We start from the raw sequence: 14,634 nt of genomic DNA, 5'->3' as shown, positions 1-14,634 counted from the left end.
CATGTTTGTGATGTCCCCCCGACGGGCCGCGGCCTGTCTGGCTGCGGCCCTTGTGGTCGCCACCCCCGCCTTGGTTCAGGCGCAGAACGCCAACGCCGGCTGGGATGCGCAGCAGATCCTGCGCACCGAATCGTTCGTGAAGCCGCCCGAGAATCTCGTGCGCATGATCACGACGCCCCGCGTTGATATCTCGTTCACCAATGCGAGCCCCGATCGCCGCTGGTTCCTGCGCGCGACCGGCAGCGACCGTGGGGACATCAAGGCCTACGGTGCGCCACACATCTGGCTCGGTGGCGTGCAGGTCGATACGCGGGCCAATCGTGCACGGTCGCTGACCACCAGCAATCGCAGTGGCCTCACCCTCGTCGACCCGAAAACGGGCACCACGCGCGCCATCAGCGTGCCCGCCGGTGCATCGATCTCGTCGCCGGTGTGGTCGCCGCGCGGGACTCAGGTGGCGTACATCGCCAACTTCCCCACCGGCTCGTACGTATACGTGGCCGATGTCGCAAGCGGCACGTCGACGCAGCTGTCGCGGCGCGCGTTGCTGGCCACGCTGGTCACCACCATCGAGTTCACCGCCGACGGCCGGTATGTCGCGGCGGTGCTCGTGCCGGAGAATCGCGGCGCGGAGCCTGAGCATGGCGCCGGCGGTATCGAAGACGGTCCGCAGGTGCGGCTCACCGACGCGCGCGCGGTGCCGCAGCCGGTGCATTTCAGCCTGCTGCAGGACCCGCACGACAAGGCGCTGCTCACGTACTACACGAAAGGGCAGCTCGCCCTCATTGACGTGAAATCCAAGGCCGTGCGCGCGATCGGTGCGCCCGCCACCATTCGCGACATCGATGCCGCGCCCGACGGCGCGTTCGTGCGCGTGACGCGCATGACGGAGCCATACTCGTACCTCGTGCCGGTGTCGAGCTTCGGTTCGGTCGAGGAGCTGTGGGACGCGAACGGGAAGGTGATCACCACGCTGGCTACCACGGCCCTGCGTGAGGGCGCGCCGGCCGACAATGGCGATCCCACCGCCGCGCCCGGTGCCGCCCGCCGCGGACTCGGCGCCGACAGCGCCAAGCGCAACATCCAGTGGAATCCCATCGGCACCGGACTGCTGTACGTGCAGACCGGCAAGGTCGTGCACTGGCGCGCACCGTTCGGCGCCAACGACACCACGGTGCTGTATCGGGGCAGCGCGCAGCTATCCACGGTGCTGTACAGCAGCGACAGCAGCACGATGTTCGTGACCGACAGCGGTGCCACCATCGCCGTGCGCGTGAAGGACACCTCCAAGCGCTACAACCTCGGTCGCACGGTCACGTTGCCGGCGGCGATCGCCGGCTTCGGCGGCGGTGGCGGTGGGGCGGGTCGTGGCGCCGTGGACTCCACGCAGGGCACGGTGCTGCTGCGCACCGCGGCCGGCGGACGGCGCTACGTGCTGCTGGCCAAGGACGGCAAGTCGATCGCCCTCTCGGGTACGCGCGCCTACGGCGCCAAGTGGGCCACGCAGGCACCGCGTCCGTGGGTGGACAAACTCGATATCGAATCGAAGACCCGCACGCGCGTGATGGACAGTCCGGCCACCATGTACGAAGAGTTCGTTGCGCCGCTCGATGATGACGTCTCGCAGTTCATCGTGACGCGCGAGTCGAACACCACCATCACCGATGCCTGGCTGCGCACCGCCGGCAGCACCGACGCGAAGAAGCTCACCGCCAATCTCGACGTCGCCCCGGAAGTCACCGGTGCGCAGTTCAAGCGCCTCGAAGTCACGCGTCCGCGCGACGGCACCAAGTTCTGGGTGGAGGTCACCCTGCCCCGCGACTGGAAGCCGGGCACCAAGCTCCCGGGCGTGATCTGGTTCTATCCGCGCGAGTTCAGCAGCGCACAGGACTACGAGCGGTCGCGCTATGTCACCAATATCAACAAGTTCCCCGAAGTCCCGTCGGCGCGTCCGGCCACCGCCACCAAGTTGTGGGTGAGTCAGGGCTACGCGTTTATCGAACCCGATATCCCGATCTTCGGCGATGCCGGCAAGATGAACGACAACTACACGCGCGACCTCAAGGAAAATCTCGATGCCGTGCTCGACGCCGTGGTGGAAGCCGGCTTCGTGGATCGCGACAAGATGGGCCTCGGCGGTCACAGCTACGGCGCGTTCAGCACGGTGAACGCCCTCTCGCTCATGCCCAACTTCAAGGCCGGCATCGCTGGCGACGGCATGTACAACCGCACGCTCACGCCGTTCGGCTTCCAGAGCGAGCGTCGCAATTTCTTCCAGGCGCAGGACACCTACCTCGACATGTCGCCGTTCCTGCGGGCCGACAAGATCTCGGGCGCGCTGCTCCTGTATCACGCCATCGAAGATCAAAATCAGGGCACCGATCCGATCAGCTCCCGTCGCATGTTCATGGCGCTGCAGGGACTCGGCAAGCAGGCCGCGCTGTACATGTACCCGTACGAAGATCACAGCGTGGCCACGTACGCCAGCGATCTCGATCTCTGGGCGCGCTGGGTGGCGTGGATGGACACGTACGTAAAGAACCCCAAGCCGGCGCAGCCCAAGGCGGCGCTCGTTCCGTAGGTTTTGGTGGTGACCACGCCACCTCCTCCGCAGTACTTCGCCAGCGCCGCCGACTTCCGGCGCTGGCTCGAAACCCACCACGACGCGCACCGCGAGCTCGTGGTGGGTTTTCGCAAGGTGGGCACCGGTATGCCGTCGATGACGGGCGCGATTCCATTCGGCAACAGCAAGCATGGTAAAGCCGCGCCACCCGGACGTTGCGTCGAAACAGCCCGTCGCGCAACGGAACGGTGACGGCCAGCACCCGAGTCGGACGCATGCTCGGCGCTCCCCGGTCCCGGAGCGCGCATGCCCGACGCGGCGCCGGCAGCGCGTGGCGTCTACAAACCCCGGCGTCCGCAGGCGTCGCCGCTGAAGGCGAACGGCGCGCGCCGTTGCGCTTCCGGGCGGCGGACGCACTGGGCGCGTCTGTGGTGAATCGACCGAAGCGGACACTAAAGAACCGAGCATGGCCGCAACCGTCCGTCGCGCGGCCCTGGTGCCCGACCATGAAATCGGTGTGGGCTCTGGGTGTGTAGGCCGCACCGTCCGCGGCTTAGCAGAGTCGTCATCCCGTCCACAAAACGACAAACGCCCGACGGTTTCCCGTCGGGCGTTTGTTGAACGCGGGCTTCCGCAGTTCAGACGAGCGTGTTGCCGCGGCCCCGCCGGCGAGCCAGACCCAACACCGCAAACATACCGACACCGAGGAGCGCGACGGTGCTGGGCTCGGGCACCGCGGAGAAGGCGTAGTTGGTATACTGTGGGCCGTTCGCCCAGTCCGAGACGTAAGCCGACGCGTCGCCGATATCCCGATACAGGCCGCCCGTGCTCATGACATAGTCATGATTCTGGATGGATGCGCCAACGCCGAACGTGCTGTACCAGCCCGAGTTGTTGATGTTAAGCGCGTTGTTGTCGACGGTGGAGATCAGGTAGTCCGTGGGGATCCCACCAAAGAGCAGCGCAGCGGCCTGTCTCGCCGAGTAGGCCGTCGGGATTTCGAAAGAGTATGGCCCTTGGTCAACCGTCCAAGAGCCGATGAAGGTCTGTGCGGACGCGGAGCCTGCGAAGAGGGTGATCGCGGCGAACGCGGTCACTACACTGCTGTACAGCTTGCGCACTGTGGTTCTTCCGGTCTGAACGTGAGCTGGATTCACTTAGACTACATCGAATGGATGATGCGGGTGAACCGCCTCTCCGATGCTCGTAGCCAGCAATATTCGCGCCAAAGCGATTCGACTGAGCGGCGCATGCGAGCAAGGCACAGGTTGCCAGAGCGCAACAGAGTACATGACCGGTATTTCAGCGCGCGCTCCTCTGTTCGGAGATCTGTAGGGTGGGCGCGTAAGACCGTTGCGCGTGCGCTACAGTGCGAACGTGCTCGCGCGCCTTCGTCCGTTCCGGGGGTGACGGCAACTGGCCGCGTGGTCGTCCGCGTAGCCACTCTTCAACGTACCCATCAGCAGCAGCGTACTCGTCCCGCGCCTCATCCTCGCGGATATGCGGGTATTGAAGTCGGCTATGGCTGGTATGCCAGCCGCCCCCGTGGCATGCGGCACAAGTCGGCGCCCGCCGCCGCGGACGGTCCACCCGCCATCGTCCCCGCGCCCCGACTCGCGCCGACCGAGGCCAGCCGCCGTTGGGCGAAGGCCCTACGGCGGCGGCGTTCCAGCAGATCTTCGAGGTGGACCCGCTCGCGTGTCCGACGTGTCGCGGTTCCATGCCGTTTGTCGCGTTCATCACCCAGACGTCGGTGATCGCCCAGATCCTCACCCACCTCCGCACCCGCGCCGCGCGCGAGGCCCACGCCGGGCCGCGGAGCCCCCCATCGACGCGGGCCCCCGCGAGCCGGGGCACGGCACGCGCCCCATGCTCGTCCGCTGCCCCCCGAACAGCCCCCCGAGCACGCGCCCGCCGCCGCCCGCCAGTCGGTGCTCACGCGGTCGGTGATTTCGCCCGATCTCGACGGATCGTCGATTGGCCCCGATTGGAATTCCTATCCCCCAGTAACTCGGAGATCTTCCCAATCGTGAGCTCCAGCTGCGCGAAGTCACCACGATTGGCATTGGTGAACACGCTGACAAAGAGTGGACCGCCGGGATATTCAATAACGCCGACGTCGCTCCCTGAGGTTGGTGGATAGTCACCCGTCTTGTGCGCGATGCGTACGTCGGAGCGGTACCGTAGTGTTGCCGGCAATCGCGACGTGTAGAATTGCCCGAAGAGCTGATTCATCATGGCCGTGCTGCTGGCTCGACTCCTGGACGCCATGTGCGCGCGGAGCTCGCGGTGCGAGATGCGCAGGTGCGGACGCGCACGCGGTGCATCGCGCTGGCGAAAGCGCTGGTGCAGCGCGATGGGCTGCACGTCCCGACGAGCGCGAGTTCGTGGGTGCCGACCCGGATCGCGCAGCTCGACCTGTCGCCGACGTTGACGACGGAATTGGCGCCCCCGTTGTCGTACTCCCTACCGGCCAGCCCGTACGAGCACCGACCGTTGGCGGCTCGTCACGCGAAACGACGTGACGGGGGCGCCCTGCTCACCGTTGGGTACCGCGCTCCGCGTTTCCCGAACCGGCGCGCGTCGCCACGCAATGAGATCCTGCGTGAGCGTGTCGCCACGCACCTCGGTGCGATTCTCGATGACCTGCTCACCCACCTGAAAGACGCTCACCAGCATCCCCCCGATGAACTGCTCGTCCAGCACGATGCCGTTGTTTTCGTCGGTGGCATAGCGTCCCGCCGCGGCATCAAGGGTGCGCAGCACGTAGTCCTTCACGTTGCGCGTGCTGTCGTTGGCATACACGTGCCGCCAACGAAAGGCCCCGGCTTCCGCAAGCGGCGTAATGGTGAGCGTGACCGGCACGGTGATCTTCACGCTGTCCACCGCGCCGTAGGCTGTGAGCGCCCCACGCCACGTGCCCACCCACCCGTCGGGCGAGGAGACGCGCACCGGCGCGGGAGGCGCGGCTTGCGCCATGACCGACTGCGCCGGCGCCACCGGCGCGACCACCAGCAGGGTACCGGCAAGCCAGAGGCTGCGCACCAGCGCGATCGTCGGGACGAATGATGGCCGCCGTTTCAGCGCGGCGCTGGCACCGGACACAGGCATGGTCGGGGAACGGCGCAAGAGGCAGGGAGGGAAAGTGCAGCGGACTCCTCAAGCATGCGCGCCGCTCGGCGGCGACGATAGGGGTGCGCCCGCTACACTCCCGGAGCCGGCAACGCCCCCGCTACCAGGAACTGCGCCCGCGCAAAGTCGTAGTGCTCCCGCTCTCCCGAGAGATCGCGCCGCACGAACTCGACCGCGGCGGGAGTTGCCGTGCAGTGCCACCGCTGAAGGTGCTGCGGTTACACCGCCGGCGTGAATGCGCCCACGTTGAGTCCGGCCTCGGCGTCACGCGCCGAGGCATACAGGAACAACTCCACCCCGGCGTCGCGCAGGTCGCGCCCCAGCGCCTGTGACGCCGCGTACGATTCGGGTGAAGAAATCGCCGCCCGGTGCGCGCGCAACGGGCCCGCGACCAGATGTCCCCCGCGCGGATCTGCCACCGGCACGGCGGATGGGTCCCCGACGGGTTCGGCCACCCCCGTTGCCGATGGTCCTGCCCGACGTTCCTGCGGCGCTCACGGTGCCCGAGCGAGATCGAAGGCACGCCGACGCCCGCCAGTCGGTGCTGGCGCGGTCGGTGATTTCGCCCTATCTCGACGGATAGTCGACCCACCCCGATTGAAATTCCTACCCCGAGCAGGACCAGTTCGCGTACGAGAGCCAGCAGAAGACCGCTGCCGCTGTCGCGAACGGCGTGTTTCGCGACGAGATCGTGCCCATTCACACGCGCAGAGACACGGGGAAGGGCGCCGAGAAGTCGGTCACCGATATGGTGTTCGACACCGACGAATGCCGGCGGGCCAAGACGACCCTCGAGGGACTCACGAAACTGCGCCCGGCATTCGTGCCCACGGGCACGGTGACGGCCGGCAGCGCCTCGCCATATTCCGACGGCGCGGCCGCGGTGCTGGTGATGCGTGCCGACAGGGCGAAGGCGTTGGGGATCACGCCCCTCGCCCGCTTCGTGAGTTTCGCCACCGGTGGCGTCGCTCCGTGCATCCTGGGCGTCGGGCCCATCGAGGCCGTGCCCAAGGCGCTCAAGCGCGCCGGGTTCAGCCTGGGCGATCTCAAGCTCATCGAATTCAAAGAAGCGTTCGCCGCGCAGGCGCTCGCTGTGATCGAGGAGCTCGAGATGCCCACCGACATCATCAATGTGAACGGCGGCGCCATCGCTCTTGGTCATCCCCTCGGCGCGACCGGCGCCACGCTCACCACGCAACTCGTGCACGAACTCCGCCGCCGCGGTGGAGGATATGGCATGGTCACCCTGTGTATTGGTGGAGGCGTGGACGCGGCGGGGATCTTCGAGGTGTATCCGTAAGGTCTGGTAACGGCGGCACGACGGAAGCTCGGACGGCGGAAGCTCGAGGAGCGGGAAACATCAGCGGGACCTGCCATGCGATTGGCAGGTCCCGCTTCTGTATTCCGACGTCCGAGCTTCCGCGGTGCGAGCTACCCTTGTTCCGTTACTACATCGCCACCGGCTTTTTCGTCGGTACTACCAGCTTGGGCATATCCAGCTTTTCCAGCATCGGATTAAGCCGCGTTGCCGTGGACTGGATCTGTGTATCCACCATCGTGATCACCACGTCGGCGTCACGGCGCACCTCACCGGAGTACTCCATCTGTCCGGGAATGAGTGGCGTCAGGCCGTTGTCCACGTTGGAGAGCAACGCGGACGCGCGCTGCAGCGGGCGCGGGCCCTCGGAGTAGTACGGCGCCACGTCGCTGGTGGGACGCGTGAGCTGCAGGCGAATGGAGTCGAGCTTGCGCAACTCCTCACGCGTGGCGATTACCAGATCCCGGGCCGCGGCGGCGCGCAGGGTGTTGGCGGTCCTCGCGCGCTCTTCGGCCTGCGCCGCAAAGGCCGCGAGGCCACGCTCCGTCTCGATGAGCGTATTCACCGTGGCAACCATGCGCGTGGCCTGTTCGAACTGCGCCTTCACTTCACCGTCGGCGAACTTGGCGGTGGGATCGAGCTTCACCACGAGCGGCTGCTCCTGCGTCTGTCCGAAGGCCGTGATGCGCACCGTGTACGTCCCGGGCAACACCTGCGGGCCGGGCACGCGGCCACGCGCACCCTCCTCGTCGAGGCTGTCGGCCGGCGTATCACTCAACGCGAGCGACGGCGCCATCCGCAGATCCCACGCAACGCGATTGAAGCCGACACTCGCGCTCACCTTGCGCAAACGACGGATCACGGCGCCGTCCTTGAGAATCTCGATGCGAACGGTCGAGTCGGCGGACGTCTTCGCCTCGCTGCCCTTGGTGAGCCAGTAGGTGATGAGCGCTCCGTACTGCGCGTTCTGTCCGCGATACTGCTTGTGTCCGTAGTTGAAAGACTGTTCACCCGTGTTGTAGCGCATGGCGGCGCGCATGGGGAACAGGTGCACCGGCTTGCCAGCCACATCGGCACTCATCTGCTGAATGGGCGACGCATCGTCGAACACCCACAGGGCCCGACCATGTGTGGCCACGACCAGATCGTTGTCGCGCGGATGGACCAGCACCTCATGGACGGCGACGTTCGGCAGATTCTTGAGCGAGAGCTTCGTCCACTGGGTGCCACCGGTCCAGCTGGCGAAGAGACCATACTCCGACCCGTAGTACAGCAGGCTGGGATTCTTCGGATCTTCGCGAATCACCTGTGCGTACGCGTTCGCCGGCAGATTCCCGGTGATGTTCGTCCACGTCTTGCCGAAGTCGGTGGTCTTGAATGCATACGGCTTGAAGTCGTCGCTCATGTGCCGTTCGAACGTCACGTATGCCGTGCCCGCCGCCGTGCGCGAGGCCTCGATGCCGCTCACCACCGCATCCGCGCCCACGCCGGGTACGTTGGGCGCGACATTCGCCCACGTCCTTCCGTCGTCCTGTGACACCTGCAGGTTGCCATCATCGGTACCGGCCCACAGGACGCCCTTCTTCACCGGGCTTTCGGCGAACGAATAGATGGTGCCGTAGTACTCAGCGACCGTGTTCTCCTTGAGGATCGGCCCACCGGCGTCGCCTTGGCGCGACTTGTCGTTCTTGCTGAGGTCTCCGCCCAGCGCGGTCCACGTGCGCCCCCAATCGGCGCTGCGGAACAGCGTACTACCACCGAAGTACACGATGCGTCCGTCGTGCGGCGACGGCACGATGGGCGCGTTCCAGTTGAAGCGCACCGTGTTGCTGTCGGCCGAATAGCCGTCCATGCGCTTGGGCTGCGGCGAGGCCTCGCGCACTTCGTAGCGCCCGAGGTGCGTGGCCTGAATGCCACCCGCCTGGTAGTCGGAGAGGAACCAGTCAGGGTCGTCCGGGTGGCTGATGCCGTAGTAGCCGTCGCCGAACTGGATGAAGCGCCACTCCCACGAATAGATGCTGCTCTTGCGCGTGCGGGTGGGGCCGGTCCACACGCCGTTGTCCTGCAGTCCGCCAGTGACATGGTAGAACGGCTCGCGCATGTCGTACGACAACTGATAGAACTGCCCCACGGGGAGATTGCCGAACCACTCCCAGGCGCCGGCACCGTCGTAGCTCACTTCGAGCCCACCGTCGTCACCCATGAGCAAGCGCTTCGGATTCTGCGGATCGATCCACAGCGCCTGATGATCGCCGTGAAAGTTCCCCGGCACGTTGACGAAGGTGCGTCCACCGTCGAGGCTGTGCATGAACGACATGCCGATCGTGTACACGTGGTGTTCGTTCTTCGGATCCACGCGCAGATCGGCGTAGTAGAAGCCGCGGCCGATCGTATTGGCATTGCTGCTCACCGCCTGCCAGCTCTCACCGGCATCGTCCGAGCGGAAGACGAAGCCTTCCTTGCTCTCGATGACCGCGTACACCATGCGCGGGTTGCTCGGCGCGACCTTCACCCCGATGCGCCCCGTGAGCGAGGGAATGCCACGCGTGAGCTTGGTCCACGTCTTGCCGCCGTCCACCGACTTGAAAACACCGCCCTTCTCGTCGCCGGAGCGGTGCGTCCACTGCTTGCGGTCGAAATACCACATGCCCGCGTACAGCACGTTGGGATTCTGCGGATCGATGTCGATGTCGGACGCCCCATGACGGTCGTCGATGTAGAGCGTACGCTTCCACGTTTCACCGCCGTCCTCGGACATGAACACGCCACGCTCGCCGTTGGGCCCGTACTCCGAGCCCAGCGACGCCGCATAGACTTTGCGCGGATCCCGCGGGTTGATGACCATGCGCGCGATGTGCCGGGAGTCGGCGAGGCCGAGCCACTTCCACGACTTGCCGCCATCGGTGCTCTTGTAGATGCCGTTGCCGAACGACACCGAGTTGCGCGGATTGCCCTCACCACTGCCTACATACACGACATCGGGATTGCCCGGCTCCAGCACGATGTCGCCGATGGTTTGCACGGGCTGCTTGTCGAAGATCGGCATCCAGGTGGTGCCGGCGTTCGTGCTCTTCCACACACCACCCGACGCACTGCCGACGTAGATGGTGGCGGGATCGCCCGGCACTCCGGTTACCGTGGCGATGCGGCCACTCATGTTGGCGGGGCCAATGTTGCGGTAGGCGAGGCCGGCAAAGGTCGTGTCGATGAGACCGGGAGCAGCCGGTGCATTCGCAGGACGTTTCGGTTGGGCGGCCAGGAGCGAGGGCAGGACCAGCCCCAGAAGGAGGGTGCGAGATGGACGCATGGGGAGGAGAAAGGGAGGGAAAGTCGTTCTCAGATTCTTCTGCTCGGAGGCGGACTGCGCAATCTACCAACCCCGACGGCCCTCAAGCGTCGCGGCTGTTTCGGTTGGTGTCGGATCATCTGCAGCGCCTGCAGACGGCCTACGACGACCGTTTCGCGCGCGAGTACGGCCCGTGGCGCCCCGTGGTTGCGCAGGTTCATGACACGTTCCTCGCCTGCGGCGTGCTCGACCGCGGGTTCGCGCGCATCCGGTGCGACGATTGTGCACACGAATACCTGCTCGCGTTCGCTGCCAGTGTCGCTACCTCTGCCCAAGTTGTCACGCCAAGCGGCTCGCCATCTGGACGCAGTGGCTCGACACGACGCCTCTCGCGCCGGTGCCGCACCGGCAGGTCGTGCTCACCATCCCCAAACGGCTGCGCGCCTACCGTCTGTATCGCCGCCGCCTGCTCGGCGAGATCGCCCGCGTCGCTGCCCGCACCGTCACGGCCGCCATTCGCACGCTGACCGGCGAGCGCGACCTCGCGGTGGGCATCGTGGCGTGTTTGCAGACGCGTGGCTCGCGCGCGAATCGGCATCCGCACCTGCACCTGCTCGTGACCGACGGCGGGTTCCGGCCGGACGGGACATTCGTGTCGTGGCCTGGTCACACTCGGGGTTCTACGTGCACACCGCCGTCTGGGAGGGCCACTACGGGTCCCCGAGGACGATCGCGCGTTCGCCAGCCGCCTCGCGCGCTACTGCGCCCGGAATCCCGTCGCACCTTAGCGGCTGACGTACGACCGCGCCGCCAGGGCGGTGACCTACCGGTCCGACAAGTCCGAGGGTCCGACGGCGGGCACCGAGACCGCCGACCCGCTGGAGTTCCTGGCCCCGGTGCTGGTCCACAGTCCCAACAAGGGCCACGTCATGACGCGGTTCTATGGCTGGTATGCCAGCCGCCCCCGTGGCATGCGGCACAAGTCGGCGCCCGCCGCCGCGGACGGTCCACCCGCCATGGTCCCCGCGCCCCGACTCGCGCCGACCGAGGCCAGCCGCCGTTGGGCGAAGGCCCTACGGCGGCGCTCCTCCAGCAGATCGTTGAGGTGGACCCGCTGGCGTGCCCGTCCTGCCACGGCGCGATGGGCATCGTCGCCTGCATCACCCAGACGTCGGTGATCGCCCAGATCCTCACCCACCTCCGGACCCGCGCCGCGCGCGAGGCCCACGCCGGGCCGCGGCGCCCCCCGTCGACGCGGGCCCCCGCGAGCCGGGGCACGCCACGCGCCCCATGCTCGTCCGCTGCCCCCCGAACAGCCCCCCGAGCACGCGCCCGCCGCCGCCCGCCAGTCGGTGCTCACGCGGTCGGTGATTTCGCCCGATCTCGACGGATCGTCGACCCGCCTCGTTTGAAGTTCCTATCCCCCGTGAAGAACCCCAAGCCGGCGCAGCCCAAGGCGGCGCTCGTTCCGTAGGTTTGGGTGGTGACCACGCCACCGACTCCGCATTACTTCGCCAGCGCCGCCGACTTCCGGCGCTGGCTCGAAACCCACCACGACGCGCACCGCGAGCTCGTGGTGGGTTTTCACAAGGTGGGCACCGGTACGCCCTCAATGACGTGGACGGAGTCGGTGCGTGAGGCGCTCTGCTTCGGCTGGATCGACGGCGTGCGACGACGCATTGATGACGAGCGCTATTCCATTCGCTTCACGCCGCGCAAAGCCGGCAGCATCTGGAGCGCCGTGAATCTGCAGCATGTCGACGCGCTGATTGCCGAGGGGCGCATGCAGACGGCCGGACTGGCCGCCTACGAGGCGCGCACCGACGCCAAGTCCAAGGTGTACGCGTTCGAACAGACCGAGGTCGCGTTCTCGGCCCACGACCTCGCGCAATTCACCGAGACGCCGCACGCGCTCGAGTTCTTCGAGCGACAGCCGGCCGGGTATCGCAAGCAGGCGACCTGGTGGGTGATCAGCGCCAAGCAGGCAGCCACCCGGGCCCGGCGGCTGGCGCAGCTGGTCGCCTGCTCGGGGAATCGGGAGCGATTGCCGCAGTACCGCCGCTAAGGACAGGCTCACGAGCGCCGCAGCTTGCGCAGAAGTTTAGTCTTGCCTAAATATTTGTTATGCTCATGCAACACATGATTGTTCGTACACTCTCGACCTGTGCCTGCTCGGCTTCCGTGCTCTCGGCGACGGCCCTCTTTGCCCAGCGCCAGCCGGCCGATAGCACCACACGCGATACCATCGCCCGCGCCCTGCCCGCGCTCCAAGTGACCGCGACCGCCGTGGCCACCGAAGCCCGTCGCATTGCCCAACCCACGGCCCTACTCGCGGGGTCCGAGCTCCGCCGCGCCAACTCCGCCTCCCTCGGCGAAACGCTCCAGCAGATCCCCGGCGTCCGGTCGCTCTCCATGACCACCGGCATCGGCAAGCCGGTGATCCGGGGGCTCACCAACAACCGCGTGGTCACCCTCGCCAACGGCCAACGCACGGAAACGCAGCAGTGGGGGCACGACCACTCCCCCAACGTGGAATCGGCCGACGCCGAGCGGCTGGAAGTCGTGAAGGGACCAGCCAGTGTGCTGTACGGCTCCGACGCCTTGGGTGGCGTGGTGAACGTGGTGCGGCGCCCGCTGCCCGTCGCGACTGCGGCCGAGCGCGTAACGCGTGGTCGCATGGCCACCGCGTGGAACAGCGCGGCGCATTCGCCGTCGCTCACACTCGTTGGCGAAGGCGCGAGTCCGGTGGGCGCGGGTTCGCTGGGTTGGCGACTCAGCGGCACCGGTCGTCGCGCCCTTGACCTGCGCACACCGGCTGGCATCGTGTCGAACACCGGCAACGTGACCGGTTACACCGAGGGCGCTTTGGGCTGGCAGGACGCGCGCGCCGACGTCACGGCCACGGGCTCGCTGCGCGACGAACGCATTCAGGTGGCCGACGATCCCATCACCGCACCCAACTACACGGGACGGCAGAGGATCCGCACGCACCGCGGCACCGTGGACGCCAACGTGCGACGCGGAGGACAGCGCCTGCAACTGCAGGCCGGCATCGAGCAGAACCGGCGCGCGGAGTTCGGGGACGAGCGCACGCAGGAAGTCGCCTTAGGGCTGCTCTCACGATCGGCGTCGGGGTTCGCGCACTGGCATCACACGCCCATCGCCGGTGCCACCGGCGTGGTAGGCGTCGCCGCACAACACACGCGCTTCACCACCTTCGGCAGCGAAACGCTGATCCCCGACAACACGGCGCACTCCCTCGGCGTGTATGCACTCGAACAGCGCACTGTCGGTGACTTCGCGCTATCGGCCGGCGCGCGTCATGATCGGCGCACCCTGTCCACACCGGGCAACCGTGTGCTCGGACTGTTACCCACCAATCGCGCCTTCGCCGCCACCACGGGCACGCTCGGCGCCGTGTATCGCCCCACGTCACCGCTGTCGGTGGCCGTGAACGTGGCGCGTGGCTTTCGCGCCCCGAGTGCCTCCGACCTGTTCGCCAACGGCTTTCACGAGGGCACGCGCGCCTTCGAGATCGGCCGCGCCGACTTGCGGGTGGAGTCGAGTGTGAACGTCGACGCCGCACTCCGGTTGCGCACCGCCCGTGTAACGGGTGAACTCACCGGCTACGTGAATCGCATCCGCGATTACATCTACCTCACGCCGGTCGGACTGCCCGGTCGCGCCCTCGATTCGCTGCAGATCGAACAGGGGAACGCGCGACTGGTTGGTGCGGAACTGGAGGCGACGGTCGCCCTCACGCGCACGCTGTCGCTGCAAGCCACCGCCGATGTGGTCCACGCCACCAACACCAGCGACGACACCGCCCTGCCCTTCGTGCCACCGCCGCGCGCCGTGCTCACGATGCGCTGGGACGAGAAGGCACCGGGCCGTCATGCGTCGCTCTCGAGTGAGTGGAATGCCAGACAGACGCGCACGTTCCGCAGCGACTTCGCACCCAAGGCGTGGAACGTGGTGTCGGCGTCGGCGGGACTGAGTCGCCTCACGCCGCGCGGTCTCGTGCACGTGGACGTGAGCGTACGCAATCTGTTCGACACGCGCTACCGCGACTTCATGTCGCGCTATAAGGAATTCGCGGACGCGGCGGGACGCGCCTTTGTGCTCCGCATCTCGGCCGATTTGTAATTGCCTCCGCGTTGAGATCGTGGTGCCGTTGCGCTGAGGCTTATTCGTCGACGTGAAACGGCGCTGCGTTCGGTGACCGGCATGCGGTTCGGGCGCGCGCGCTCCCCTTCGCGGCTTTCCTGCGCCGGGATGGCCGCGCGCCGTTCGCTACGCTCCGGCGCCGGCCCCTCCGACGCAGAGAGCCGCTGT

Annotated in this window: 10 protein-coding genes and 2 pseudogenes; 7 read left to right on the top strand and 5 right to left on the bottom strand. The window is 67.0% G+C overall.

The features are described 5' to 3' along the window. The first annotated feature begins 1 nt into the window (after position 1). Positions 2-2,581, top strand: a complete 2,580-nt coding sequence (locus ACIRA7_RS00835) for a S9 family peptidase (protein ID WP_396218890.1) — start codon at positions 2-4, stop codon at positions 2,579-2,581. 9 nt (positions 2,582-2,590) lie between these two features. Beyond that, positions 2,591-2,815, top strand: coding sequence for a hypothetical protein (locus ACIRA7_RS00830; protein ID WP_396218889.1), 225 nt, complete (start codon positions 2,591-2,593; stop codon positions 2,813-2,815). A 386-nt stretch (positions 2,816-3,201) separates the two neighbouring features. Here the strand turns inward: ACIRA7_RS00830 and ACIRA7_RS00825 are convergent, their stop codons facing one another. The 4 genes from ACIRA7_RS00825 to ACIRA7_RS00810 all read right to left on the bottom strand — a co-directional run bounded on the left by ACIRA7_RS00825 (position 3,202) and on the right by ACIRA7_RS00810 (position 6,150). Further along, complete coding sequence (locus tag ACIRA7_RS00825; RefSeq protein ID WP_396218888.1) at positions 3,202-3,660, bottom strand: PEP-CTERM sorting domain-containing protein; 459 nt, start codon at positions 3,658-3,660, stop codon at positions 3,202-3,204. Positions 3,661-4,498: 838 nt separating this feature from the next. Continuing rightward, positions 4,499-4,930, bottom strand: a complete 432-nt coding sequence (locus tag ACIRA7_RS00820; protein WP_396218887.1) for a serine hydrolase — start codon at positions 4,928-4,930, stop codon at positions 4,499-4,501. Between the two features lie 99 nt (positions 4,931-5,029). Further along, positions 5,030-5,674: a hypothetical protein gene (locus tag ACIRA7_RS00815; RefSeq protein WP_396218886.1), complete on the bottom strand. Its 645-nt coding sequence runs from the start codon at positions 5,672-5,674 to the stop codon at positions 5,030-5,032. 239 nt (positions 5,675-5,913) lie between these two features. Then, a complete protein-coding gene (locus ACIRA7_RS00810; protein ID WP_396218885.1) occupies positions 5,914-6,150 on the bottom strand; it encodes an RES domain-containing protein in 237 nt (78 codons plus the stop codon). A 149-nt stretch (positions 6,151-6,299) separates the two neighbouring features. Here ACIRA7_RS00810 and ACIRA7_RS00805 point away from each other — a divergent pair. Continuing rightward, positions 6,300-6,995, top strand: a pseudogene (locus tag ACIRA7_RS00805) (thiolase family protein); the annotation flags it as partial. A 148-nt stretch (positions 6,996-7,143) separates the two neighbouring features. On the opposite strand, the gene ACIRA7_RS00800 reads toward ACIRA7_RS00805, so the two are convergent. Beyond that, the gene (locus ACIRA7_RS00800) at positions 7,144-10,320 is read right to left on the bottom strand and encodes a WD40/YVTN/BNR-like repeat-containing protein (protein ID WP_396218884.1); all 3,177 of its coding nucleotides are present in this window, start codon (positions 10,318-10,320) and stop codon (positions 7,144-7,146) included. Positions 10,321-10,570: 250 nt separating this feature from the next. Here ACIRA7_RS00800 and ACIRA7_RS00795 point away from each other — a divergent pair. The 4 genes and pseudogenes from ACIRA7_RS00795 to ACIRA7_RS00780 form a co-directional block, all read left to right on the top strand. Then, positions 10,571-10,945 (top strand): annotated as a pseudogene (locus tag ACIRA7_RS00795) (transposase); the annotation flags it as partial. 172 nt (positions 10,946-11,117) lie between these two features. Beyond that, positions 11,118-11,477, top strand: a complete 360-nt coding sequence (locus ACIRA7_RS00790) for a transposase (protein ID WP_396218883.1) — start codon at positions 11,118-11,120, stop codon at positions 11,475-11,477. A 305-nt stretch (positions 11,478-11,782) separates the two neighbouring features. After that, on the top strand, positions 11,783-12,364 hold the full coding sequence (locus tag ACIRA7_RS00785) for a YdeI family protein (protein ID WP_396218882.1): 582 nt from the start codon (positions 11,783-11,785) through the stop codon (positions 12,362-12,364). A gap of 65 nt (positions 12,365-12,429) precedes the next feature. Continuing rightward, positions 12,430-14,445, top strand: a complete 2,016-nt coding sequence (locus ACIRA7_RS00780; RefSeq protein WP_396218881.1) for a TonB-dependent receptor — start codon at positions 12,430-12,432, stop codon at positions 14,443-14,445. Positions 14,446-14,634: the final 189 nt, after the last annotated feature.

The sequence above is a fragment of the Gemmatimonas sp. genome, from assembly GCF_044376735.1.
GTDB lineage: Bacteria > Gemmatimonadota > Gemmatimonadetes > Gemmatimonadales > Gemmatimonadaceae > Gemmatimonas.
Note: the sequence above shows the minus strand (reverse complement) of the source record. Positions and strands in the feature narration are given on the sequence as shown.